Annotated in this window: 19 protein-coding genes; 7 read left to right on the top strand and 12 right to left on the bottom strand. The window is 60.5% G+C overall.

Annotated features, from left to right (window positions below; all coding sequences use genetic code 11):
* The first annotated feature begins 132 nt into the window (after nt 1–132).
* Complete coding sequence (gene mltF / locus KGA81_RS20305; RefSeq protein WP_223547878.1) at nt 133–1,593, top strand: membrane-bound lytic murein transglycosylase MltF; 1,461 nt, start codon at nt 133–135, stop codon at nt 1,591–1,593.
* Between the two features lie 102 nt (nt 1,594–1,695).
* Here the strand turns inward: mltF and pdxJ are convergent, their stop codons facing one another.
* The 8 genes from pdxJ to lptF form a co-directional block, all read right to left on the bottom strand.
* Nucleotides 1,696–2,442, bottom strand: a complete 747-nt coding sequence (pdxJ, locus tag KGA81_RS20310) for a pyridoxine 5'-phosphate synthase (RefSeq protein WP_223547879.1) — start codon at nt 2,440–2,442, stop codon at nt 1,696–1,698.
* Between the two features lie 51 nt (nt 2,443–2,493).
* Complete coding sequence (gene recO, locus KGA81_RS20315) at nt 2,494–3,177, bottom strand: DNA repair protein RecO (protein WP_223547880.1); 684 nt, start codon at nt 3,175–3,177, stop codon at nt 2,494–2,496.
* A 172-nt stretch (nt 3,178–3,349) separates the two neighbouring features.
* Entirely contained in the window at nt 3,350–4,252 is a 903-nt protein-coding gene (gene era / locus KGA81_RS20325; RefSeq protein ID WP_223547881.1) for a GTPase Era, read from the bottom strand.
* Complete coding sequence (gene rnc / locus KGA81_RS20330; RefSeq protein WP_223547882.1) at nt 4,245–4,934, bottom strand: ribonuclease III; 690 nt, start codon at nt 4,932–4,934, stop codon at nt 4,245–4,247. Before rnc ends, era begins: the two co-directional genes overlap by 8 nt.
* 184 nt (nt 4,935–5,118) lie before the next feature.
* On the bottom strand, nt 5,119–5,973 hold the full coding sequence (gene lepB / locus KGA81_RS20335) for a signal peptidase I (RefSeq protein ID WP_223547883.1): 855 nt from the start codon (nt 5,971–5,973) through the stop codon (nt 5,119–5,121).
* Nucleotides 5,974–5,978: 5 nt separating this feature from the next.
* On the bottom strand, nt 5,979–7,778 hold the full coding sequence (lepA, locus tag KGA81_RS20340; RefSeq protein WP_223547884.1) for a translation elongation factor 4: 1,800 nt from the start codon (nt 7,776–7,778) through the stop codon (nt 5,979–5,981).
* A gap of 171 nt (nt 7,779–7,949) precedes the next feature.
* Entirely contained in the window at nt 7,950–9,011 is a 1,062-nt protein-coding gene (gene lptG, locus KGA81_RS20345; protein WP_223547885.1) for an LPS export ABC transporter permease LptG, read from the bottom strand.
* The gene (gene lptF, locus KGA81_RS20350; RefSeq protein WP_223547886.1) at nt 9,004–10,122 is read right to left on the bottom strand and encodes an LPS export ABC transporter permease LptF; all 1,119 of its coding nucleotides are present in this window, start codon (nt 10,120–10,122) and stop codon (nt 9,004–9,006) included. Before lptF ends, lptG begins: the two co-directional genes overlap by 8 nt.
* Nucleotides 10,123–10,553: 431 nt before the next feature.
* Between lptF and KGA81_RS20360 the strand changes: the two genes are divergently transcribed.
* From KGA81_RS20360 to KGA81_RS20370, 3 genes are read left to right on the top strand one after another with little or no spacing between them, the layout of a single operon-like run.
* A complete protein-coding gene (locus KGA81_RS20360; protein ID WP_223547922.1) occupies nt 10,554–12,044 on the top strand; it encodes a leucyl aminopeptidase in 1,491 nt (496 codons plus the stop codon).
* Nucleotides 12,045–12,104: 60 nt separating this feature from the next.
* Nucleotides 12,105–12,533 carry a DNA polymerase III subunit chi gene (locus KGA81_RS20365; protein ID WP_223547887.1) on the top strand — a complete coding sequence of 143 codons (429 nt, stop codon included), beginning with the start codon at nt 12,105–12,107 and terminating at the stop codon, nt 12,531–12,533.
* An 8-nt stretch (nt 12,534–12,541) separates the two neighbouring features.
* Complete coding sequence (locus tag KGA81_RS20370) at nt 12,542–12,937, top strand: DNA polymerase III subunit chi (protein ID WP_223547888.1); 396 nt, start codon at nt 12,542–12,544, stop codon at nt 12,935–12,937.
* Between the two features lie 200 nt (nt 12,938–13,137).
* Here the strand turns inward: KGA81_RS20370 and KGA81_RS20375 are convergent, their stop codons facing one another.
* Entirely contained in the window at nt 13,138–13,905 is a 768-nt protein-coding gene (locus KGA81_RS20375; protein WP_223547923.1) for a sulfite exporter TauE/SafE family protein, read from the bottom strand.
* Nucleotides 13,906–14,104: 199 nt separating this feature from the next.
* Between KGA81_RS20375 and xseA the strand changes: the two genes are divergently transcribed.
* From xseA to leuA, 3 genes are all read left to right on the top strand, one after another.
* On the top strand, nt 14,105–15,484 hold the full coding sequence (xseA, locus tag KGA81_RS20380) for an exodeoxyribonuclease VII large subunit (RefSeq protein ID WP_223547889.1): 1,380 nt from the start codon (nt 14,105–14,107) through the stop codon (nt 15,482–15,484).
* A 3-nt stretch (nt 15,485–15,487) separates the two neighbouring features.
* Nucleotides 15,488–16,309, top strand: a complete 822-nt coding sequence (locus tag KGA81_RS20385) for a peptidoglycan DD-metalloendopeptidase family protein (protein ID WP_223547890.1) — start codon at nt 15,488–15,490, stop codon at nt 16,307–16,309.
* Between the two features lie 483 nt (nt 16,310–16,792).
* The gene (gene leuA, locus KGA81_RS20390; RefSeq protein ID WP_223547891.1) at nt 16,793–18,472 is read left to right on the top strand and encodes a 2-isopropylmalate synthase; all 1,680 of its coding nucleotides are present in this window, start codon (nt 16,793–16,795) and stop codon (nt 18,470–18,472) included.
* 186 nt (nt 18,473–18,658) lie between these two features.
* On the opposite strand, the gene KGA81_RS20395 is transcribed toward leuA, so the two are convergent.
* The 3 genes from KGA81_RS20395 to der form a co-directional block, all read right to left on the bottom strand.
* Nucleotides 18,659–19,450, bottom strand: a complete 792-nt coding sequence (locus KGA81_RS20395) for an amidohydrolase (RefSeq protein WP_223547892.1) — start codon at nt 19,448–19,450, stop codon at nt 18,659–18,661.
* Complete coding sequence (locus KGA81_RS20400) at nt 19,438–20,586, bottom strand: pyridoxal phosphate-dependent aminotransferase (protein WP_223547893.1); 1,149 nt, start codon at nt 20,584–20,586, stop codon at nt 19,438–19,440. Before KGA81_RS20400 ends, KGA81_RS20395 begins: the two co-directional genes overlap by 13 nt.
* A 308-nt stretch (nt 20,587–20,894) precedes the next feature.
* The gene (der, locus tag KGA81_RS20405; protein WP_223547894.1) at nt 20,895–22,364 is read right to left on the bottom strand and encodes a ribosome biogenesis GTPase Der; all 1,470 of its coding nucleotides are present in this window, start codon (nt 22,362–22,364) and stop codon (nt 20,895–20,897) included.
* Between the last annotated feature and the right edge of the window lie 55 nt (nt 22,365–22,419).

Consider the following 22,419-nt stretch of genomic DNA (forward strand, 5'->3'; position numbering starts at 1 on the left):
GCTTATTTTTACGGTGAAAAAATGCAGACAAGGCCCATTTCTGCGGGGTTTGGGCCGTTTTTGTAATCTCTAGCAGACAAGCCCCTCGCTGTCGAGATATGGCGCCCGCGGTCCTTTGCGTATACTGCGCAGATGTTTTTCCCAACGGCTTTGCGTCCGCGGTACGCCAAATGGCTGATCGCAACCGGACTCTTCCTGATGCTCGGTGGCTGTGTTGATAAACCCAACACGCTCGAGCGCGTAAAGGAGGATGGTGTGCTGCGGGTGGTTACCCGAAACAGCCCCGCCACCTACTTTCAGGATCGCAACGGTGAAACCGGCTTCGAATACGAGCTGGTGAAGCGCTTTGCCGACAATCTGGGGGTCGAGCTCAAGATCGAGACCGCCGACAACCTGGACGACCTGTTCAATCAGGTCGGCAAGCCCGACGGCCCGGTGCTGGCGGCTGCCGGCCTGGTCAGCAGCGAAGAACGCAGAAAGCAGGTGCGCTTCTCGCACTCCTATCTGGAAGTCACCCCGCAGATCATCTACCGCAACGGCCAGTCTCGACCAACCGATGCGAAGGATCTGGTGGGCAAGAAGATCATGGTGCTCAAGGGCAGCACCCACGCCGAACAACTGGCACAGCTGAAACAGAAGTTTCCCGGCATCGAATACGAAGAGTCTGACGCAGTCGAGGTCGTCGATCTCCTGCGCATGGTCGACGAAGGCCAGATCGACCTGACGCTGGTCGACTCCAACGAAGTGGCGATGAACCAGGTGTACTTCACCAACATCCGGGTCGCCTTCGACCTCGGTGACGCCAGCAACCAGAGCTGGGCCGTCGCGCCGGGCGATGACAACAGCCTGCTCAACGAAATCAACGAGTACCTCGACGAGGTCAAGAAAAACGGCACCCTGCAACGCCTCAAGGATCGTTACTACGGGCATGTCGATGTTCTCGGCTACATGGGCGCCACCACGTTTGCCCAACACTTGCAGCAACGCCTGCCCAAGTACGAACAGCACTTCAAATCGTCGGCCAAGAAAGAGAAAGTCGACTGGCGCCTGCTGGCGGCCATCGGATACCAGGAGTCGTTGTGGCAACCGGCCGTCACGTCCAAGACCGGCGTGCGCGGCCTGATGATGCTGACCCAGAACACCGCGCAAGCCATGGGTGTGTCCAACCGACTGGACCCCAAACAGAGCATCATGGGCGGCGCCAAGTACCTGGCCTACATGAAAGACCAGCTCGACGACTCGATTCAGGAACCGGACCGTACCTGGTTTGCTCTGGCGGCCTACAACATCGGCAGCGGCCACCTCGATGACGCACGCAAACTGGCGGCCAAGGAAGGGTTGAACCCGGACAAATGGCTGGACGTGAAGAAAATCCTGCCGCGCCTGTCGGAAAAGAAGTGGTACAGCAAAACCCGTTACGGCTACGCCCGTGGTGGCGAACCGGTGCATTTTGTGGCGAACATCCGTCGCTACTACGACATCCTGACCTGGGTCACGCAGCCGCAGCTTGAAGGCGATCAGGTCGCCGAGGGCAAACTGCTTGTGCCGGGGATCGACAAGAGCAAGCCGGCGCAAGAGCCAGCGCCCCTCTGATTTCGGGGGGACTTCAAGATTGCCTTCGCTGGCAAGCCAGCTCCTACAGGACTATGCCGAACTGTAGGAGCTGGCTTGCCAGCGAAAGCCGCGCCGCCGATGTCAGCCTTTGAGCGCAGCCGCCAGAATCAGCGCCTTCATCTCCGATACCGCCGACTTGAAGCCAACGAACAGCGCATGGGCCACCAACGCATGGCCGATGTTCAGCTCGTTGATACCCCTGATCGCCGCCACGGCTTCAACGTTGTGATAGTGCAGGCCATGGCCGGCATTGACGATCAGGCCCTGGGCCAGACCGAACGCCACGCCATCGGCCACACGCTTGAGTTCTTCGGCGACTTCGGTCGGCGTCTCGGCATCGGCATATCGCCCGGTGTGCAGTTCGATGGCTGGCGCGCCGACACGGCGGGAGGCTTCGATCTGCCGCTCATCGGCGTCGATGAACAGCGACACCTCGCAGCCGAGCCTCGACAGGCGCTCGACCGCCGCCTTGATCCGCGCTTCCTGACCTGCCACGTCCAGGCCACCTTCGGTGGTCAGTTCCTGACGGGTTTCCGGTACCAGGCAAATGTGCGCCGGGCGGATGCGTTCGGCGAACTGCATCATTTCTTCGGTGACGCCCATTTCGAAGTTCATGCGGGTTTGCAGCACGTCCTTGAGCAGCAGAACGTCGCGCTCCTGAATGTGCCGACGGTCTTCGCGCAGGTGCACGGTGATGCCGTCGGCGCCCGCCTCTTCCGCGTCCAGTGCCGCCTTGACCGGGTCCGGGTAACGGGTGCCCCGGGCCTGACGCAGGGTGGCAACGTGGTCGATGTTCACGCCAAGAAGAATACGGGTGCTGGTGGTCACAGAAGCGCTCCAGAAGAAGAGAAAGTTCGGTGCACAGCATACACAAGGAATTTACGGCTTTCGAAACAACTCTCGGGAAACCAGCGGTCGACCGCCCAAGTGAACGGCCAGCGCCTGACGCATCAAGCGCTTGGCTGCCGACAAGGCACCCGGCGCGCTCCAGTCGGCATCGGCCATGGCCAGCAGTTCAGTGCCATTGAACAGACCGGGTTGCAACAGGTAGACACGCTCAAGCCCCGCATCCACTTGCAAACGATAGAGGCCGTCGGGGGCGATGGCATCACCGTGGATATCCGTGGTCAGTGAGAATCCGTATCCGAGGTCATCGAGCAGGCGCCATTCAAAGGAACGCAGCAACGGCTCCAGCGCGCGGCCCTCGGCCAAGGCGAGCAAAGTGGCGGCATAATGATCGAACACGGCGGGGTGCGGGTCTTCGGCGGGCAGCAGGCGAATCAGCAGTTCATTGAGGTAAAGACCGCTGAACAGCGCCTCGCCATTGAGCCAGGTGGATACACCGGCACTTTCCATGCGCCCGACGTTCTTCAGCTCGCCCCTGCCCCGGAACTCGACTTCCAGCGGCACGAATGGCCGCGCCAGCGTCCCCGCCTTGCCCCGCGCACTGCGCAACACCGCCCGCAGCCGCCCTTGTGGCGTGAGGAAGTCCACCAGCGCACTGTTTTCACGGTAGGCGCGCGAATGCAGGACGTAGGCGGGTTGGGCGATGGGTTGGGACATGGAAATCGCAGTGCTCAATGAAGGAATGCCGTTTTACATACAACCCAAAACCATTGTGGGAGCGAGCTTGCTCGCGATGAGGGCCTGACATTCAACATTGATGCTGACTGACAGACCGCTATCGCGAGCAAGCTCGCTCCCACAGGGGATCATTGTTGATCCGGAAAACGTATTACAAGTCGCCATAACCCAACGAACGCAACGCACGCTCGTCATCGGACCAGCCGCCCTTAACCTTGACCCACAGGTTGAGCATGATCTTGGAATCGAACAGCAACTCCATGTCCTTGCGCGCTTCGGTGCCGATGCGCTTGATGCGCTCGCCCTTGTCGCCAATGATGATTTTCTTCTGGCCATCGCGCTCGACGAGGATCAAGGCATGGATGTGCAGGGTCTTGCCCTGCTGCTTGAATTCTTCGATTTCAACGGTGATCTGGTACGGCAGCTCGGCGCCCATCTGGCGCATGATTTTCTCGCGCACAAGCTCCGCGGCGAGGAAACGGCTGCTGCGGTCGGTGATCTGGTCTTCCGGGAAGAAATGATCGTTTTCCGGCAGGTGCCCGGCAATCACTCGTTCCAGCGCCTCGAGGTTATGCCCGTGTTGCGCGGAAATCGGGATGATCTGCGCATTCGGCAACTGTTCCTGCAACCAGCTCAGGTGCGGCATCAGTTCGGCTTTGTCTTCGATGCGATCGGTCTTGTTCAGCGCCACGATCAGTGGGCCGGTCACGTACTGGACGCGCTCGAGAACCATCTGGTCCTCTTCGGTCCACTTGGTGCGGTCAACCACGAAGATCACCACGTCGACGTCTTTCAACGCCGCCGAAGCGGTCTTGTTCATGTAGCGGTTCAGAGCCTTTTCGCCGCCCTTGTGCATGCCAGGGGTGTCAACGTAGATCGCCTGCACGTCGCCCTCGGTCTTGATACCGAGCATGTTGTGACGGGTGGTTTGCGGCTTGCGCGAGGTGATCGCCAGCTTCTGACCCAGGATGTGGTTCAGCAGCGTGGACTTGCCCACGTTCGGACGGCCGACGATGGCAACATAGCCACAGCGAGTTGCGTTTGTATCAGTCATTGCCATTCTCCACACCCAGGGCAATCAGTGCTGCGGCGGCCGCTACCTGTTCGGCAATACGACGGCTCACACCCTGACCTCGGCTTTTTTCATTCAGTAAGATGATTTCGCATTCGACGAAGAACGTCCGGCAATGCGGCTCACCCTGGATATCCACCACTTCGTAACGCGGCAGCTCACAACCACGGGACTGCAGGAACTCTTGCAGGCGGGTCTTTGGATCTTTGTTGGTGTCGACCAGCGTCAGGCCTTCGAACTCTCCGGCCAGCCAGGCAAGCACGCGCTCCCGGGCCTTCTCCATGCCGGCATCGAGGTAGATCGCACCGATCAGCGCTTCGAGGGCATCGGCCAGAATCGACTCGCGACGGAAACCACCGCTTTTCAGCTCGCCCGAACCCAGGCGCAGGTATTCGCCCAGATCGAAACCACGGGCCAACACGGCCAGGGTCTCGCCTTTCACCAGCCGCGCACGCAAACGCGACAATTGGCCTTCGCGGGCCAGCGGGAAACGCTCGAACAACGCCTCGCCGGCAACGAAGTTGAGAATGGCGTCACCGAGGAATTCCAGGCGTTCGTTGTTACGCCCGGCAAAACTGCGGTGAGTCAGGGCCAGGACCATCAGTTCCTGGTCCTTGAAGGTGTAGCCGAGCTGACGCTCTAGACGGCTTAAGGAGACGCTCACGGTTTACCCACGCTGAGTTCGTGGCTGGATTCCAGCGCCATCGCCGTGAGGCGGCGCAGGCTTGGGACAATTAACGCTGTGTTCAAAAATAACGTCCTGAATATCATTGTTTTCATGCCTCTGGCGCCCATTGTGCCGGTTCCAGAAATGCATTCGGCGCTGTGTTCAACAGCGCCGTGTTTGATTACTTGATCAGGCCAACCCGCGAGAAATTCGGCAGGTGACTGAGTTTGGGTTCCGGCCAGCTCATCCAGACCGCGAAGGCCTTGCCGACGATATTCTTGTCGGGAACCATGCCCAGTACATCCTTGGGAATGTTTGGATCATCCCAGTAGCGACTGTCGTTCGAGTTGTCGCGGTTGTCGCCCATCATGAAGTAGTGCCCGGCGGGCACGGTCCACGAATGGTCCGGCATGGCGCGGTAGCGGCTCATTTCCTTGCGGATCATATGCTCGGCCGCACCGAGTTTTTCCTTGTAGAGCTCGGCGCTGCCCAGCGTGCCCGGCTCGGAGCCGACCAGTTGTTCGGCAATCGATTGACCGTTGACGAACAGGCGCTTGTCGGCGGTATAACGAACCGTGTCACCCGGCAGGCCGACCACACGCTTGATGTAGTTGACGTTCGGATCGCTCGGGTAACGGAACACCATCACATCGCCGCGCTGTGGATCACCGACTTCGATGATTTTCTTGTCGATCACCGGCAAGCGGATCCCGTAGGAAAACTTGCTCACCAGAATGAAGTCGCCGACATCCAGGGTTGGCTTCATCGAGCCCGAAGGAATCTGGAACGGTTCCACCAGGAACGAACGCAGCACCAGCACGATGAACAACACCGGGAAGAACGACTTGCCGTATTCAACCAGCAGCGGCTCCTTGCTCAGTTTCTCGACCACTGCCCCATCAAGCTGGCTCACACTGCCCTGATAGGCATTGATGGCAGACCGGCGCCGTGGCGCCAGGAACAACAGATCGAGCAACGCCAAAAGACCGCAGACGAATACAGCGATGACCAGCAACAGCGGGAAATTTAGTGACATAGGACCTAACTATCCAACCTGAGCACTGCAAGGAAGGCTTCCTGTGGAATTTCCACGTTGCCGACTTGCTTCATGCGTTTCTTACCGGCCTTTTGCTTTTCCAGCAGCTTCTTCTTACGGCTGACGTCACCACCGTAGCATTTGGCCAATACGTTCTTTCTGAGCGCCTTGACGGTTGTCCGCGCCACAATCTGCCCGCCAATGGCGGCCTGGATTGCCACGTCGAACATCTGCCGCGGAATCAGTTCCTTCATCTTCTCGGTCAACTGGCGACCTTTGTAATGCGAGTTGTCACGGTGCACGATCAGCGCCAGGGCGTCGACCTTGTCGCCGTTGATCAGCACGTCCAGTTTCACCAGGCTGGCCGATTGGTAACGATCGAAATGGTAGTCCAGAGAAGCATAGCCGCGACTGGTGGATTTCAGACGATCGAAGAAGTCCAGTACCACTTCGTTCATCGGCAGGTCGTAGGTCACTTGTACCTGGGAGCCGAGGAACAGCATGTCGACCTGCACACCGCGTTTTTCGATGCACAGGGTAATGACGTTGCCCAGGTGTTCCTGCGGCACAAGAATATTGGCCCGCACGATCGGCTCACGCATATCTTCGATGGAAGACAGGTCCGGCAGCTTGGACGGGTTATCGACGTAGATCGTCTCGCCAGTCTTGAGCAACAGCTCGAAGATTACCGTCGGCGCCGTGGTGATCAGGTCCAGGTTGTACTCGCGCTCCAGGCGCTCCTGGATGATTTCCATGTGCAGCATGCCGAGGAAGCCGCAACGGAAGCCGAAGCCCAGGGCGTCCGAGCTTTCCGGTGTGTACTGCAGCGACGAATCGTTGAGGGTGAGCTTTTGCAGCGCCTCGCGGAAGTCTTCGAAGTCGTCGGAGCTGACCGGGAACAGACCGGCGTACACCTGCGGCTGGATACGCTTGAACCCCGGCAGCACGTCGACGTCCGGCGTGGTGCTCAAGGTCAGGGTATCGCCCACTGGCGCACCGTGAATGTCCTTGATGCTGGCGATGATGAAGCCCACTTCGCCGGCCTTCAGGTCGACGGTAGGGGTGTGTTTCGGGTTGAATACACCGACGCTGTCCACCAGGTGGATCTTGCCGGTGGATTTGACCAGGATCTTGTCGCCCTTCTTCACGCGGCCGTGGCGCACGCGTACCAGGGAGACTACCCCCAGGTAGTTGTCGAACCAGGAGTCGATGATCAACGCCTGCAGCGGATCTTCGATGTTGCCGGTCGGCGCTGGAATGGTGGTCACCAGGCGCTCGAGCACTTCATCGACGCCCAGACCGGTCTTGGCAGAGCAAGTGACCGCGTCGGTGGCATCGATGCCGATGATTTTTTCGATTTCTTCCTTGACGCGGTCCGGATCGGCCTGTGGCAGGTCGATCTTGTTCAGCACCGGCATCACTTCCAGGCCCTGTTCGATCGCCGTGTAGCAGTTGGCAACCGACTGTGCTTCAACGCCTTGACCGGCATCGACCACCAGCAGCGCGCCCTCACAGGCTGCCAGCGAACGGCTCACCTCATAGGTGAAGTCAACGTGGCCGGGGGTATCAATGAAGTTCAACTGGTAGTTGATACCGTCGCGAGCCCTGTAATACAGGGTGACGCTATGCGCCTTGATGGTGATCCCGCGTTCACGCTCCAGGTCCATGGAGTCCAGGACCTGGGCTTCCATTTCGCGCTCGGCCAGGCCGCCACACATCTGGATGAAGCGATCGGCCAGCGTCGACTTGCCATGGTCAATGTGGGCGATGATGGAGAAATTGCGGATATGACTCAAATCACTCACGGATCAACACTCAAAAAGGCTGCAGGCATGGCCCGCCGAAAAATAGCCGGGAATTGTACCTGATCCACGGCGCAAGCGTCACGTTCGCAGGTCAGACGGTGCCTGCAAAAACGCCCCGGTCTTGCGACAAGGGCGTTTTTTATCGTCAAAGCGGTTGGAAAATGCCGGCCATCAGCCCGCTCGACGCAACAGCCAGAGCCCCGCCACGGTACAAATACCTGCCGGCACCAGTACCGAAAGCAACGGTGGGAAGCCGAACACCTGGCTCGAAGGCCCCAGCAGATCCTGAACGATACGGAAGGTGAAGCCCACCAGCACACCGGTGAACACCCGTTGACCCAGGGTCACCGAACGCAGCGGACCAAAGATGAAGGAAATCGCCATCAACACCAGGGCAGCAGTCACCAACGGCTGCAACACCTTGACCCAAAATGCCAGCCAATAGCGGCTATTGTTCAACCCCTGGTCCGCCAGGTAGTGGATATAACTCCACAGACCGCTGATCGACAGCGACTCGGGCACCATGACCACCGTGCTCAGCAATTGCGGACTCAAGGCCACGCCCCAACGCTCGACCGGGGCCGACACCACTTCAGTGCTGCGCTCGTGGAACAGCGTGGTCGTGACGTCCGTCAGCTGCCAGTGATCCGTATCGAACTCGGCACGCTTGGCGAAGCTCGCCGACAGCATGTGCCGTTCGCCGTCGAAACGATAGCGGGTCACGCCGTACAGGATGCCGTTGGGCTGCACCGAGTTGACGTGAATGAACTCATCGCCCTGGCGGTGCCACAAGCCGTGCTTGGCGCTTTGTGCATCGCCGCTGCCCTGGGCCAGCGAACGATTGGCCTGCGCGGCGGTTTCAGTAGGCGGAGCGATGTACTCGCCGACCAGCACACCGGCGAGCATCAATAACAGCATGGGTTTCATGACCGCCCAGACGATCCGGCCGGTCGACACACCGGCGGCGCGCATGATCGTCAGCTCACTGTTGCTGGCCAGGCTGCCCAGACCGATCAGACAACCGATCAGCGCGGCCATCGGCAGCATTTCGTACATCCGGCGCGGAGCGGTCAGCAACACATAACCCAGCACATCGACCAGGGTGTAGGTATCGCTGACTTCACTCATCTCGTCGATGAAGGCAAACAGTGTCGCCAGACCCAGAATGATCCCGAGCACCGCCAGAATCGCCATCAACACGCTGCTACCAATGTAGCGATCCAGCTTAACCACGGGCCACCTCCAGCGCGCTGCGGCGACTCGCCCTCTTCAATCGCAGGGGTTCCCAATAAAGCAAGCCCAGGCCAATGGCCAGGAAAATCCCGTGCACCCACCACAAGCCCAGTACCGCCGGGATCTTGCCCTTGTCGAGAGCACCGCGAGCGGCGATCAGAATGGTCAGGTAAGCCATATAAAGAAGAATTGCCGGCAGTAATTTGAGGAATCGGCCCTGACGCGGGTTGACCCGCGACAGCGGCACCGCCATCAAGGTCACGATGAACACCAGCAACGGCAGTGACATCCGCCATTGCAATTCGGCGCGCAGACGGATGTCTTCACTGCCGACCAACGTACGGGTCGGCATCGCATCGCGGTCGGTGACTTCGTCGCTGACGTCGGGTTTTGGCAGCAACACACCGTATTCGTCGTACTTGATCGCCCGGTAGTCGGCCTGCCCCGGATTGCCGTCATAGCGATAGCCGTTATCCAGGATCAGGTAGCGGTTGCCGTCCGGGCGAATTTCCTGACGCCCTTTCTCTGCCACCAGGACGGAAATTCCGCGATCCTTGTTGTTGGAGCTGATGTTCTTTTGCGAGATGAACACACCGCCCAGATTGACGCGGTCATCCGTCATGCGTTCGGTATAGGTGACCCGGGTACCGTCACGCAGGGCCTGGAAGCGCCCCGGCTCCAGGGTATCGAATTCGGTCAGGGCATCCTGCTTGTTCAGCAGCAGCTGAAACTGGTTGGCCCCCTGTGGCGCCAGGCTCAGGCTCAGCCACGCCACGACGAGTGCAACCAGGGTGGCCGGAAACAGTGTCATGCAAACCAGCCGTTGCTGGCTCATGCCGGTGGCCGAGAGCACGGTCATTTCGCTTTCGAGGTACAGGCGTCCGTAGGACAACAGGATCCCGAGAAACAGCCCCAGCGGCAGGATCAGTTGGAGGAAGCCCGGCAGGCGATACCCCATGATCAGGAACAGCGAACCCGGATCCAGCAGGCCCGAGGCCGCCTGGGCGAGGTATTTGATGAAGCGCCCGCTCATGATGATGACCAGCAGCACAGCGCTGACGGCGCTCAAGGTCAACAGGACTTCGCGGGACAGATAACGGAAGACGATCAAACCAGACACTCCAGGGTTGTCAGGCTAAGGCGGCCAAACAAGCAAACATATCGGACAGCCCGCAAAGTAGAGCCGCCGAAAAAAAGATGGCGCATTATCCTGTGATTGGGTGCACCTGTCACTGCGCAATACATCCCGGGGACGTGTAGGAGCTAGCTTGCTAGCGATGGTCGCCAACGATAACGCGAAGAACCTGAAACCCCGCGGTGGTCTCAGGTTCTTCGCGAGCAAGCTCGCTCCTGCAGGGGCCCACAAAACCGTGAAGATCGTACAACCGAGGGTTGTCAGCCGCCGGTAGCGAGGTTCAAACTGCGGCCTTTGTGGCCGGTCGATACTGGCGCCTTTCTTTTGCTTTCTATTTAAATGCAGGCAATCGACGCACTTAAGGTGTCGGGCGCATGCGTGATAACCATCAATTCAGGGACCCGGACATGGAACTGGTTGTAAAAAGCGTCAACCCCGAAACGTTGAAGACCGCCACTCTCGTGGTCTCCGTCGGCGAAGGTCGCAAGCTCGGTGCGGTTGCCAAACAACTCGACGAACTGAGCGGCGGCGCGATCAGCGCAGTGCTCAAGCGCGGCGATCTGGCCGGCAAGGTTGGCCAGAGCCTGTTGCTGCACAGCCTGCCGAACCTCAAGGCCGAGCGCGTGCTGCTGGTAGGCGTTGGCAAGGACGACGAACTGGGTGACCGCCCGTTCCGCAAAATCATCGCCGGCGTCCTCAATACCCTCAAAGGCCTGGGCGGCAGCGATGCGGTGCTGGCCCTGGACGAAATCGTGGTCAAGGGTCGCGACAGCTACGGCAAGACCCGTCTGCTGGCCGAAACCCTGGTGGACGGCGAGTACAGCTTCGACCAGTTCAAGAGCCAGAAAGCCGAACCCCGCGCCCTGAAGAAAATCACCCTGCTGACCATCAAGGCGGCTCAGGCTGAAGTGCAGCGCGCCGTGGCCCACGCCACTGCCATCGCCAACGGCATGGCCTTCACCCGCAACCTGGGCAACCTGCCGCCGAACATCTGCCACCCGACCTTCCTCGGCGAGCAGGCCAAAGACCTGGGCAAGGAATTCAAGGACCTGAAAGTCGAAGTCCTCGACGAGAAGAAGATCAAGGCCCTGGGCATGGGCTCGTTCTACGCCGTCGGCCAGGGCAGCGCCCAGCCACCGCGCCTGATCGTCATGCAATACAACGGCGGCAAGAAATCCGAGAAGCCGTACGCGCTGGTCGGCAAAGGCATCACCTTCGACACCGGCGGTATCAGCCTCAAGCCGGGCGCCGGCATGGATGAAATGAAGTACGACATGGGCGGCGCCGCCAGCGTGTTCGGCACCCTGCGTGCCGTGCTGGAACTGAAGCTGCCGATCAACCTGGTGTGCATCCTGGCCTGTGCCGAGAACATGCCGAGCGGCAACGCTTCGCGCCCGGGCGACATCGTCACCACCATGAGCGGCCAGACCGTGGAAATCCTCAACACCGACGCCGAAGGCCGTCTGGTGCTGTGCGACGCCCTGACCTACTCCGAGCGCTTCAAGCCGCAAGCGGTGATCGACATCGCCACCCTGACCGGTGCCTGCGTGGTCGCCCTGGGTTCCCACACGTCGGGCCTGCTGGGCAACAACGACGAACTGATCGGCCAACTGCTGAGCGCCGGCAAGGCTGCCGACGACCGCGCCTGGCAACTGCCGCTGTTCGATGAATACCAGGAACAGCTGGACAGCCCGTTCGCCGACATCGCCAACATTGGCGGCCCGAAAGCCGGCACCATCACCGCGGCCTGCTTCCTGTCGCGTTTCACCAAGAACCTGAACTGGGCGCACCTGGACATCGCCGGCACGGCCTGGACCAGCGGCGGCAAGGACAAGGGCGCCACTGGCCGTCCGGTTCCCCTGCTGACCCAGTACCTGCTGGACCGCGCCAAAGCCTGAAACCGATGACGGGCGGCGGCGTCACTTTCCAGTGACGCCGCTTGCCGCTCTGGAACCGCAATGACCAAAGTCGACTTTTATATCCTGCCCAGCGCCGATCCTTCGGCACGCCTGGACTTTGCCTGCAAGCTCACCGAGAAAGCCTGGCGCATGGGCCATCGTATCTACCTGCATTGCAGCGACGCGGCCCAGCGGGACGATCTCGATGCGCGGCTGTGGGCGTTCAAGGGCGAAAGCTTCGTGCCCCACGGCCCTGCCGACAGCGAACCTGAGGGTTTGATTGTCCTGGGGTTGGGCGATGACTGCCGTCAGCACCAGGACTTGCTGGTCAATCTCGACCTGAAGGTCCCCGCTTTCGCCAACAAGTTCGCCCGGGTGGCGGAAGTGGTGGTGGAGGATCCGACGATCAGAGCGGCCGCGCGGGAGAGTTTCCGTTTCTACCGCGAACAGGGCTATCCTCTGCAAGATCACCGATTACAGCGACTCTGAGCCTTCCAATGGACACTCCAAAACCGCTGCAACAGTCCGCGCATCTGCTGGACGACCTCGAGTCGATCCGCCAATTGCTCGGCGATGACAACCTGCAACCGCCCCTGCTGACCGACACGGTCGAGGACGGCGATCAGGAACAGATTCCCATGCTGTTCGACGCCGTGGGCGAGCCTTCACCGCCCGTCGAAGCAACACCTGCGGCTCCGGCCGTAGAACCGGCACCGGCGCCAGTCGCCAATAAGAACCCGGATGACTTGCTGCACCTGGACAGCGAATTGCGCGCCGCTGCGCAACTGATCATGCAAGACGTGATCGACGATTTCGCCCCGCACATCGAGACCGAAATCAAACGCCGCCTCAGTGCACGACTGGAGCGTTTGTTGAGCCAGTACAACGACTGACGGAACACAGACAAACTGTGGCGAGGGGCTTGCCTGTGGCGAGGGAGCTTGCTCCCGCTGGGCTGCGAAGCGGCCCTGGCCTTTTCTGTCAGTTAAACCGGTCTGGATGAATAAGCGTCTGCTGCGCAGCCGAGCGGGAGCAAGCTCCCTCGCCACAAAATGCCTCTCTGACACCAACTCCCTCGCCACAGGTTGAATCTTCAGGTGCTCAAGTAACGCCCGATCAACGCAATCCCGCTGGCCAGCACCAGCCACGTCACCAGGCGCACGAACGCCTCGCGGGACAAGCGCATGGTCAGCCGTCGACCGAACCACAGCCCCAGCACCATCGCCGGCAACAGACAAACCGCCAGCACCAGCAACGGCAGGTCGGCATACACACCGGCGATTGCAAACAGGCTCAAACGCACCACCGTACTGCAACTGATCAATGCGCTCTGGGTGGCCCGGGCCGCTTCCTTGGGCAAACGGCTGTTCAAATAGATCGCATAGAGAAAGCCGCCGCTGCCAAACAACGCGCCAAACATTCCGCCCACTGTCCCCATCGGTAGCGCCCACAGGGCGGACAACTGCGCCGGACGGACCTTTATCCACAGGCTGTAAATGGCATAGGCACTGATAAACAGCCCCATCATCAGCAGCAACAGATCGGATTTCAGGTTCAGCAGGAATATCACGCCGAGGGTGCAGCCCACCGCCATGCACGGCAGCAAGCGCAGCAGTTCCGGTTTCGCCACATCGCGCCGCGAGGGCAGCAGGTTGCCGAACGCCGCAACAAAATCCAGCAGCACAAGCAGCGGCACGATCTTCGACAGCGGCATGAACAGAATCAGAATCGGCCCCGCCACCAGCGCGGTGCCGAAACCGGCAACGCCGAACACGATGTAGGCCAGGGCGATGCCTGTAGCGATCACCAGCCAGTCCAGCGGATCGAAGGGCCATTGGTTTAATAACTCAATCACGTCCATTTCCTTGTCTTCCATGAATTTGCGCCACGACTTTAACCCTGTGGGAGCGAGCTTGCTCGCGATGACGTCTTAAAATTCACCGACGATGTCGCCTGCGGGACCGCTATCGCAAGCAAGCTCTCTCCCACAAAAAACATAGCGTCATGGATTTTCGCCGGATCATGGAGATTGACCACCGAATGCCTTTAAACTGCGCCCCATGATTAAAGATCCCTTTGCAAGACTCGGCCTGGACCGCGAAGTCCTGACTGTCAGCCAGCTCAACGGCCGCGCGCGGGTGTTGCTCGAAGACGTGTTCAGCAATATCTGGGTCGAAGGCGAAATCTCCAACCTCGCCCGCCCGGCTTCCGGCCATGTGTATTTCACCCTCAAGGACAGTAGCGCCCAGGTGCGTTGTGCGCTGTTCCGACAGAACGCGGCGCGGGTTCGCCAGGCACTGAAGGACGGGCTCGCGGTCAAGGTGCGCGGTAAAGTCTCGTTGTTCGAAGGGCGCGGTGATTATCAGCTGATCCTCGATACCGTGGAGCCGGCCGGTGATGGCGCCCTGCGTCTGGCCTTCGATGCACTCAAGGAAAAACTCAGCGCCGAAGGCCTGTTCAGTGCCGAGCGCAAGGTCCCGCTACCGGCGCACCCGCAACGCATCGGCATCATCAGTTCGCCCACCGGGGCGGTGATCCGCGACATCATCAGCGTGTTCCGCCGGCGCGCACCGCAGATCCAACTGACACTGATTCCCACTGCCGTGCAGGGCCGCGAAGCCACCGCGCAGATTGTCCGCGCCCTGAAACTGGCAGATGCCCGGGGTTTTGACGCACTGATCCTGGCCCGAGGCGGCGGTTCGCTGGAGGACCTCTGGTGCTTCAACGAAGAAGCCGTGGCCCGCGCCGTGGACGCTTGCGTGACGCCAATTGTCAGCGCCGTCGGCCATGAAACCGACGTATCGATCAGCGACTTCGTGGCCGACGTTCGCGCGCCCACCCCTTCCGCTGCCGCTGAACTGCTGGCGCCGGACTCCGGCGATCTGGTGCGCCGGGTCGAAAGCCTGTACCGACGGCTGGTGATGCGCATGCGTGACCGCTTGATGCGCGATCGGCTGCGCCTGGAAGGCATTTCCCGGCGCCTTCGTCATCCCGGCGAGCGCCTGCGCCAGCAAGCACAACGCCTGGATGACCTGGACATGCGCATGCGCCGCGCGTTCGAGCGCAGCCTCAACACCCGTCGCGAACGTTTGATCCGCCTGGAAACCCGCTTGGCCGCACAACATCCGGGCCGGCAACTGGCGATGCTTCGCCAGCGTCTCGACAGCCTCGCCGAACGTTTGCCCCGGGCCATGCGCGAAGGGCTCAAATCCCGCCGCCTGCAACTGCAGAGTCAGATGCAGACGCTGCACGTGGTCAGCCCCCTGGCGACCCTCGCGCGCGGTTACAGCATTTTGCTGGACGAACGCGGCAACGCGATTCGCAGCGCCGCGCAGACCCATACCGGCCAGCGTCTGAAAGCCAGGTTGGGCGAAGGCGAACTGCAAGTGCGGGTCGAAGACAATCACCTGACGCCTGTCACCCTTTCTCTACTGGATTGATCCATGCCGCGTTTTCTCAGTGCCCTGTTTCTGCTATGCCTGACGTTCAATGCCCACGCCGACAGTTACATCACCCGCCTGCTGAACAAACCGGTCCCAGGCGGCGTGGCGGTGGTGGACCTGGGTACGTCCGTCCAGGCGCCAAAAGCCACTTATCAAGGCAAACCGGTGCTGGTGGTCAGGGAGCAGAACAACTGGCTGGCCATCGTCGGCCTGCCGCTGACGGTCGAGCCAGGAGTTCAATCGGTCAGCAGCAGCGGTCGTAATCTGAGCTTTACGGTTGGCAACAAGAAATACCCGGAACAGCGCATCACCCTGAAGAACACCCAGCAGGTCAATCCGGACCCGGAGAACCTCAAACGCATCGAGCGTGAACTGGCCGAGCAGATCAGCGCTTACCGCACGTTCAGCCCCAATACCCCGAGCAACCTGCGGCTGGACAAACCGGTGAACGGGCCGCTGTCGAGCAAATTCGGCGTGCGTCGTTTCTTCAATGGCGAAGAGCGCAACCCCCACGCCGGCCTGGACTTCGCCGTGCCGGCCGGCACGCCGATCAAGACCCCGGCCGCCGGCAAGGTGATCCTGATCGGCAACTACTTCTTCAACGGCAATACGGTGTTCGTCGACCATGGCCAGGGCTTTATCAGCATGTTTTGCCACATGTCGAAAATCGACGTGAAGATGGGGCAACCGCTGGCCCGGGGTGACGTGGTCGGCAAAGTCGGTGCGACCGGCCGCGCGACTGGGCCGCACATGCACTGGAACGTCAGCCTGAACGATGCGCGGGTCGATCCGGCCATCTTCATTGGTGCGTTTCAGCCCTGAATCTTCGCCGAGGCTGATGGCCTCTTCGCGGGCAAGCCCGCTCCTACAGGGATACGCGGTGTCTGTACCACTGTAGGAGCGGGCTTGCCCGCGAAGACGGCCTTCCAGACACCAGAAAAACCCAAGGCCACCCCACCCTACCTCTCCTGAAATCCTGATTTTATCAATTGCGCACCACTCAAACCTCGCGCAAACAACAAAACAAACACTGCCATTCACAGCAATAAAATCTCGATAAATACTCATCAACGAGTATTCCTCTCAATTTTTTTCGACTGCTTGCCAACCTTCCCCCCCGCGGTTAGGGTTGAAGGCATGAAAACCTCTCACACCCTCATTCAGCTCCGCCAGCACCGCAGCCTGTGCCTTGTCAGCGCACGACTGCCAGGCTGAATCGTGGTGCCTCGTCCCAAGCGTTACTCCAAGAACTTTTGATCCACCGGCAGGCCGCCTTTTTTCGGCCCACACAACAAGGATTTCCTGATGAGCATGCTCAAAGACCCGTCTTCGAAATACCGCGCGTTCCCGACCATCGACATCCCGGACCGCACCTGGCCGTCGAAAACCATCACCGCCGCGCCGATCTGGTGCAGCTCGGACCTGCGTGACGGCAACCAGTCGCTGATCGAACCGATGGACGCGGTCAAGAAGCTGCGCTTCTGGAAAACCCTGGTGCAAGTCGGTGTGAAGGAAATCGAAGCGTCGTTCCCGGCCGCGTCGCAAACCGACTTCGACTTCGTCCGCACCCTGATCGAAGGCAACCACATCCCGGACGACACCACCATCCAGGTGCTGACCCAGGGCCGTGAAGACCTGATCGAGCGCACCTTCGAATCCCTGCGCGGCGCGAAAAAAGCCATCGTTCACCTGTACAACGCGACCTCCCCTTCCTTCCGCCGCATTGTCTTCAACCAGGACAAGGACGGGGTCAAGGCCATCGCCGTCAACGCCGCCAAGCTGTTCGTCAAATACGCAGCCCAGCAGCCGGACACCGAGTGGACCTTCGAATACTCGCCGGAAACCTTCAGCGCCACCGAACTGGAATTCGCCAAGGAAGTCTGCGACGCGGTGATCGAAGTCTGGAACCCGACGCCCGAGCACAAGATGATCCTCAACCTGCCGGCCACAGTGGAATGCGCGACCCCGAACATCTATGCCGACCAGATCGAATGGTTCGGCCGTCACATCAACCGTCGTGACAGCGTGATCATCAGCCTGCACACCCACAACGACCGTGGCACTGGCGTGGCTGCCACCGAACTGGGCCTGATGGCTGGCGCCGACCGCGTCGAAGGCTGCCTGTTCGGCAACGGCGAGCGTACCGGTAACGTCGACCTGGTGACCGTGGCCCTGAACCTCTACACCCAGGGCGTGAACCCTGAGCTGGACTTCTCCGACATCGACGGCGTGCGCAAAGTCGTCGAAGAGTGCAACCAGATCCAGGTGCACCCGCGCCACCCGTACGTCGGCGACCTGGTTCACACCGCGTTCTCCGGCTCGCACCAGGATGCGATCCGCAAGGGCTTCGCCCAGCAGAAACCGGACGAATTGTGGGAAGTACCGTACCTGCCGATCGACCCGGCCGACATCGGCCGCAGCTATGAGGCGGTCATCCGCGTCAACAGCCAGTCGGGCAAGGGTGGCATCGCCTACCTCCTGGAACAGGAATATGGCATCAGCCTGCCGCGTCGCATGCAGATCGAGTTCAGCCAGGTGGTGCAGCGTGAAACCGACCGCCTCGGCCTGGAAATGACCGCCAAGCAGATCCACTCGCTGTTGATCAGCGAGTACTTGCAGGCCAACACTCCGTACGCGTTGGTCAGCCATCGCCTGCAGGAGGAAAACGGCCACAGCGCCGTTGAAGTGGAAGTGGCCAGTCAAGGCCAGGGCGAGACCAACCTGCACTGGCGCGGCAAGGGTAACGGTGCCCTGGAAGCGCTAGTGGCCGGTCTGCCGGTACCGGTGGAAATCATGGACTACAACGAACACGCCATCGGTGCGGGCACCCATGCCAAGGCCGCGGCCTACATTGAACTGCGCGTGAACGGTGAGCGTGCGGTGCATGGCGTCGGCATCGACGAAAACATCACCACCGCCAGCTTCAAGGCCCTGTTCAGCGCGCTGAACCGCTCGCTGAGCCAGCCGGAAGCGAAAGCGGCGTAAGCCATCGCTGAAATGCAAAAGGCCCCGGGGTGTGAACCTTGGGGCCTTTTTGTTGATCTGTCTGTTTTTGTGCTGCTTGTCCCGGCCTCATCGCGAGCAAGCTCGCTCCCACAGTGTTCGCGTTCACACCGATCCACTGTGGGAGCGAGCTTGCTCGCGATGGCGGTCTATCAGGCAACAAAAATCTCAGGTGAACTCGAAGGTATCGGCATCCAGATTCGCCGGAAACCGCTGCCGATATGCCGCCAGCTCTGCCGCATCCAACGTCACCTTGAACACCCCGTCAGCCTCTCCGGCACTGAGCAGCGTCTCACCCTGGAAATCCAGCACCTGGCTGTCACCGGTATAGGCAAAGCCTTTGCCATCAGTCCCGATGCGATTGACCGCCGCTACATAGCACAGGTTCTCGATCGCCCGCGCCGGCAGCAAGCGGTTCCAGTGCTGGCGCCGTGCACCTGGCCAGTTGGCGGTGTACAGCAGCAGGTCGGTGTCCTGGGCGTCACGGCTCCACACCGGAAAGCGCAGGTCATAGCAAATCAGCGGTCGCACTCGCCAGCCCTTGAGCTCGAACTGCACCTGGCGCTCGCCGGGGGTGTAGTGGTTGTGCTCACCGGCCATGCGGAACAGGTGACGCTTGTCGTAGTGCAACACCTCACCGTCCGGGCGTGCCCACAGCAGGCGATTGCGATGGCTGCCATCGGCCGCCTGAACGATCACGCTGCCGGTAATCACTGCATCAAGTTGCGCCGCCTGAGCCCGCAGCCATTTGCTGGTCGGCCCGTTTTCCGCTTCAGCGAGGGTCTCGGACTCCATGGAGAAACCGGTGGTGAACATCTCCGGCAGGATGATCAGGTCAGCACCACGAGCCTGCTCCAGCAATGGCTCGAAATGCTCCAGATTGGCCTGACGGTCGTGCCAGGCCAGGGACGTCTGGATCAGCGCCACGTTCAGATTGGGCAACGCATTCAGATCACGCATAGTTTTTCCGCGGCTTCCCGCAGGGTCTCCTCACGCTTGGCAAAGCACAGCCGCACCAGGCGCTGGCCTTCTGGCGGCGTCTGGTAGAACACCGAGATCGGGATACTGGCCACGCCATGCTCGCGGGTCATCCACAGGGCCATCTCCACATCGTTGAGGTCCGGACGGATCTGCGAGTAATCGACCAACTGGAAATAGGTACCGGTCACCCGGGTGAAACTGAAACGCGACGGCGCCAGCAGATCGCAGAACAAATCGCGCTTGGCCTGATAGAAATCCGGCAGCTCTTCGACATGTTCAGGGTGCTCGGCCATGTAATCGGCCAGGGCATATTGCAGCGGCGTCACGCCGCAGAAACTGACGTACTGGTGCACTTTGCGCAACTCCGCCGTCAGGGCCGGTGGTGCGACCACGTAACCGGTTTTCCAGCCGGTGACGTGGTAAGTCTTGCCGAACGAACTGACCACGAAGGCACGCTTATACAGCTCTTCATGGGCCAGCACGCTGACGTGGGGCACACCGTCATACACCAGGTGTTCATAGACTTCGTCGCTGATCACATAGATGTCGCGATCGCGGATCAGGGCTGCCAACTGGTCGAGCTCGGCACGGCTGATCAATGCGCCGCTGGGGTTGTGCGGGGTGTTGAGAATGATCATCCGCGTGCGCGGGCTCAGTGCCTCGGCGAGTTTCTGGAAGTCGATGCTGAAATCGTCGAGGCCCAGCTGCACATGCACGCAACGACCGCCAGCCAGTTCCACCGAAGGTTCGTAACTGTCGTACGCCGGGTCAAACACGATGACTTCGTCACCGCTGTGGATAACCGCCTGGATGGCACAGAAAATCGCCTGGGTCGCGCCAGGGGTGACCGTCACTTCGCTATCGGCATCCACCTGCACGCCATAACTGCGGGCGATCTTCGCCGCGATCTGCTGACGCAACAGCGGCAGACCGGTCATTGGCGAATACTGGTTATGGCCGCTGGCGATATGCCGGCCGACCGCATCGCACAGGGCCTGCGGGGCATCGAAATCGGGAAAGCCCTGGGACAGATTGAGCGCGCCGGTCTGAGCCGCGAGCTGAGACATCTGAGTGAAGATAGTGATGCCGACATTCGGCAGCTTGCTGGTGATCATCGGTGGTTCCCTGCTCTACACCCGGCTCTACGGCGGCGCGGGGGAGTCCGAGGATAGCCCAAACGGCAGGCATGAAAAAGGGCGCCTTATAGACGCCCCTCTTCAATTGATCACCGCCGTACCCGTGGCGAGGAAGCTTGCTCCCGCTGGACCGTGAAGCGGTCCCAAAATCTGCAACCGTGATCGTTCAAGTAGAACGCACGGGTTGGTTTTGCGACTGCTGCGCAGCCGAACGGGATGGTGCGGCATTCCGACAAGCTCCCTCGCCACAACAAGCCCCCCACACAAGATAGTGTGAGGGCTTGGAATCACTTCTTGTCGCGACGCTTCTTGTCGGCCTTCTTGTGGTGCGACATCAAACGACGCTTCTTGTTGACCTGACGGTCGGTGAGCGTGTTCTTGTTGCCTTCGTACGGGTTCTCGCCGCCCTTGAACTCGATGCGGATCGGCGTACCGACCAGCTTCAGAACACGACGGTAAGTGTTTTCCAGGTACCGCACGTAGGACTTCGGCACCTTCTCGATCTGGTTGCCGTGGATCACGATGATCGGCGGGTTCGCGCCACCGAGGTGGGCGTAGCGCAGCTTGATCCGACGGCTGTTGACCATCGGCGGCTGGTGCTCGCTGACCGCGTCTTCGAGGATCTGGGTCAGGCGGCTGGTCGGCCAGCGGGTGACCGCGGACTTGAACGAGTTCTGTACCGACGCGTAGAGGTTGCCCACGCCAGTGCCGTGCAGGGCCGAGATGAAGTGGATGTCGGCAAACTCGACGAAGAACAGACGACGCTGCAACTCGATCTTGACGAAGTCGCGCTCGCTCGGCGTCATGCCGTCCCACTTGTTGATCGCGATGACCAATGCACGACCGGCCTCAAGGGCAAAGCCCAGCAGGTTGAGGTCGTGGTCCACCACGCCTTCGCGAGCGTCCATCACGAAGATCACCACGTTGGCGTCTTTGATCGCTTGCAGGGTTTTGACCACGGAGAACTTTTCGACTTCTTCGTGGATCTTGCCGCGCTTGCGCACACCGGCGGTGTCGATCAGCGTGTACTTCTCGTCGTTTCGCTCGAACGGGATGTAGATACTGTCGCGGGTGGTGCCGGGTTGGTCATAGACGATGACCCGGTCTTCCCCGAGCATGCGGTTGACCAGGGTCGACTTGCCGACGTTCGGACGGCCGATGATGGCGATCTTGATCCCGTCTTTTTCGCTTGGGCCAGGAATGCGCTTGGCTTCCTCGCCTTCGGCGACGTCTTCTTCCTCGCCTTCTTCCAGCTCGTCTTCGTCTTTCGGGAAGTCACTCAGTGCAATTTCCAGCAACTGGGTGATACCACGGCCGTGGGCACCGGCGATCGGGATCGCATGGCCCATGCCCAACGGGGCGAATTCGGCGCGGGCCATTTCCGGGTCGATGTTGTCGACCTTGTTGGCCACCACGTGGGAACGCTTGTTACGTTTGCGCAAATGCTCGGCGATCATCTGGTCGGCGGCGGTGAAACCGGCCTTGGCATCTACCAGGAACAGCACGACATCCGCTTCTTCGATGGCCAGCAGCGACTGCTCGGCCATCTTTTCGTCCATACCATGTTCGTCACCGGAGATACCGCCGGTGTCGATCAGAATGTAGGAACGCCCTTGCCACTTGGCCTCACCGTACTGGCGATCACGGGTCAGACCGGACAAGTCGCCAACGATGGCGTCGCGAGTCCTGGTCAGGCGGTTGAACAAGGTGGACTTGCCGACGTTTGGTCGGCCCACCAGGGCGATTACGGGAACCATGCGGCTCTCCACTTCGTTATTTCAGAAAATACAAAAGCCGCTGCGTGGCAGCGGC

The sequence above is a fragment of the Pseudomonas sp. A-B-19 genome (genome assembly GCF_019947515.1).
GTDB lineage: Bacteria > Pseudomonadota > Gammaproteobacteria > Pseudomonadales > Pseudomonadaceae > Aquipseudomonas.

What these genes read in the sequence shown, in the direction of transcription:
- mltF (WP_223547878.1), top strand. Translation starts at nt 133, where the DNA reads ATGTTTTTCCCAACGGCTTTGCGTCCGCGGTACGCCAAATGGCTGATC.
- recO (WP_223547880.1), bottom strand. Translation starts at nt 3,177, where the DNA reads ATGTCCCAACCCATCGCCCAACCCGCCTACGTCCTGCATTCGCGCGCC.
- era (WP_223547881.1), bottom strand. Translation starts at nt 4,252, where the DNA reads ATGACTGATACAAACGCAACTCGCTGTGGCTATGTTGCCATCGTCGGC.
- lepB (WP_223547883.1), bottom strand. Translation starts at nt 5,973, where the DNA reads ATGTCACTAAATTTCCCGCTGTTGCTGGTCATCGCTGTATTCGTCTGC.
- KGA81_RS20360 (WP_223547922.1), top strand. Translation starts at nt 10,554, where the DNA reads ATGGAACTGGTTGTAAAAAGCGTCAACCCCGAAACGTTGAAGACCGCC.
- KGA81_RS20365 (WP_223547887.1), top strand. Translation starts at nt 12,105, where the DNA reads ATGACCAAAGTCGACTTTTATATCCTGCCCAGCGCCGATCCTTCGGCA.
- KGA81_RS20370 (WP_223547888.1), top strand. Translation starts at nt 12,542, where the DNA reads ATGGACACTCCAAAACCGCTGCAACAGTCCGCGCATCTGCTGGACGAC.
- KGA81_RS20375 (WP_223547923.1), bottom strand. Translation starts at nt 13,905, where the DNA reads ATGGACGTGATTGAGTTATTAAACCAATGGCCCTTCGATCCGCTGGAC.
- xseA (WP_223547889.1), top strand. Translation starts at nt 14,105, where the DNA reads ATGATTAAAGATCCCTTTGCAAGACTCGGCCTGGACCGCGAAGTCCTG.
- KGA81_RS20385 (WP_223547890.1), top strand. Translation starts at nt 15,488, where the DNA reads ATGCCGCGTTTTCTCAGTGCCCTGTTTCTGCTATGCCTGACGTTCAAT.
- leuA (WP_223547891.1), top strand. Translation starts at nt 16,793, where the DNA reads ATGAGCATGCTCAAAGACCCGTCTTCGAAATACCGCGCGTTCCCGACC.
- KGA81_RS20395 (WP_223547892.1), bottom strand. Translation starts at nt 19,450, where the DNA reads ATGCGTGATCTGAATGCGTTGCCCAATCTGAACGTGGCGCTGATCCAG.
- KGA81_RS20400 (WP_223547893.1), bottom strand. Translation starts at nt 20,586, where the DNA reads ATGATCACCAGCAAGCTGCCGAATGTCGGCATCACTATCTTCACTCAG.
- der (WP_223547894.1), bottom strand. Translation starts at nt 22,364, where the DNA reads ATGGTTCCCGTAATCGCCCTGGTGGGCCGACCAAACGTCGGCAAGTCC.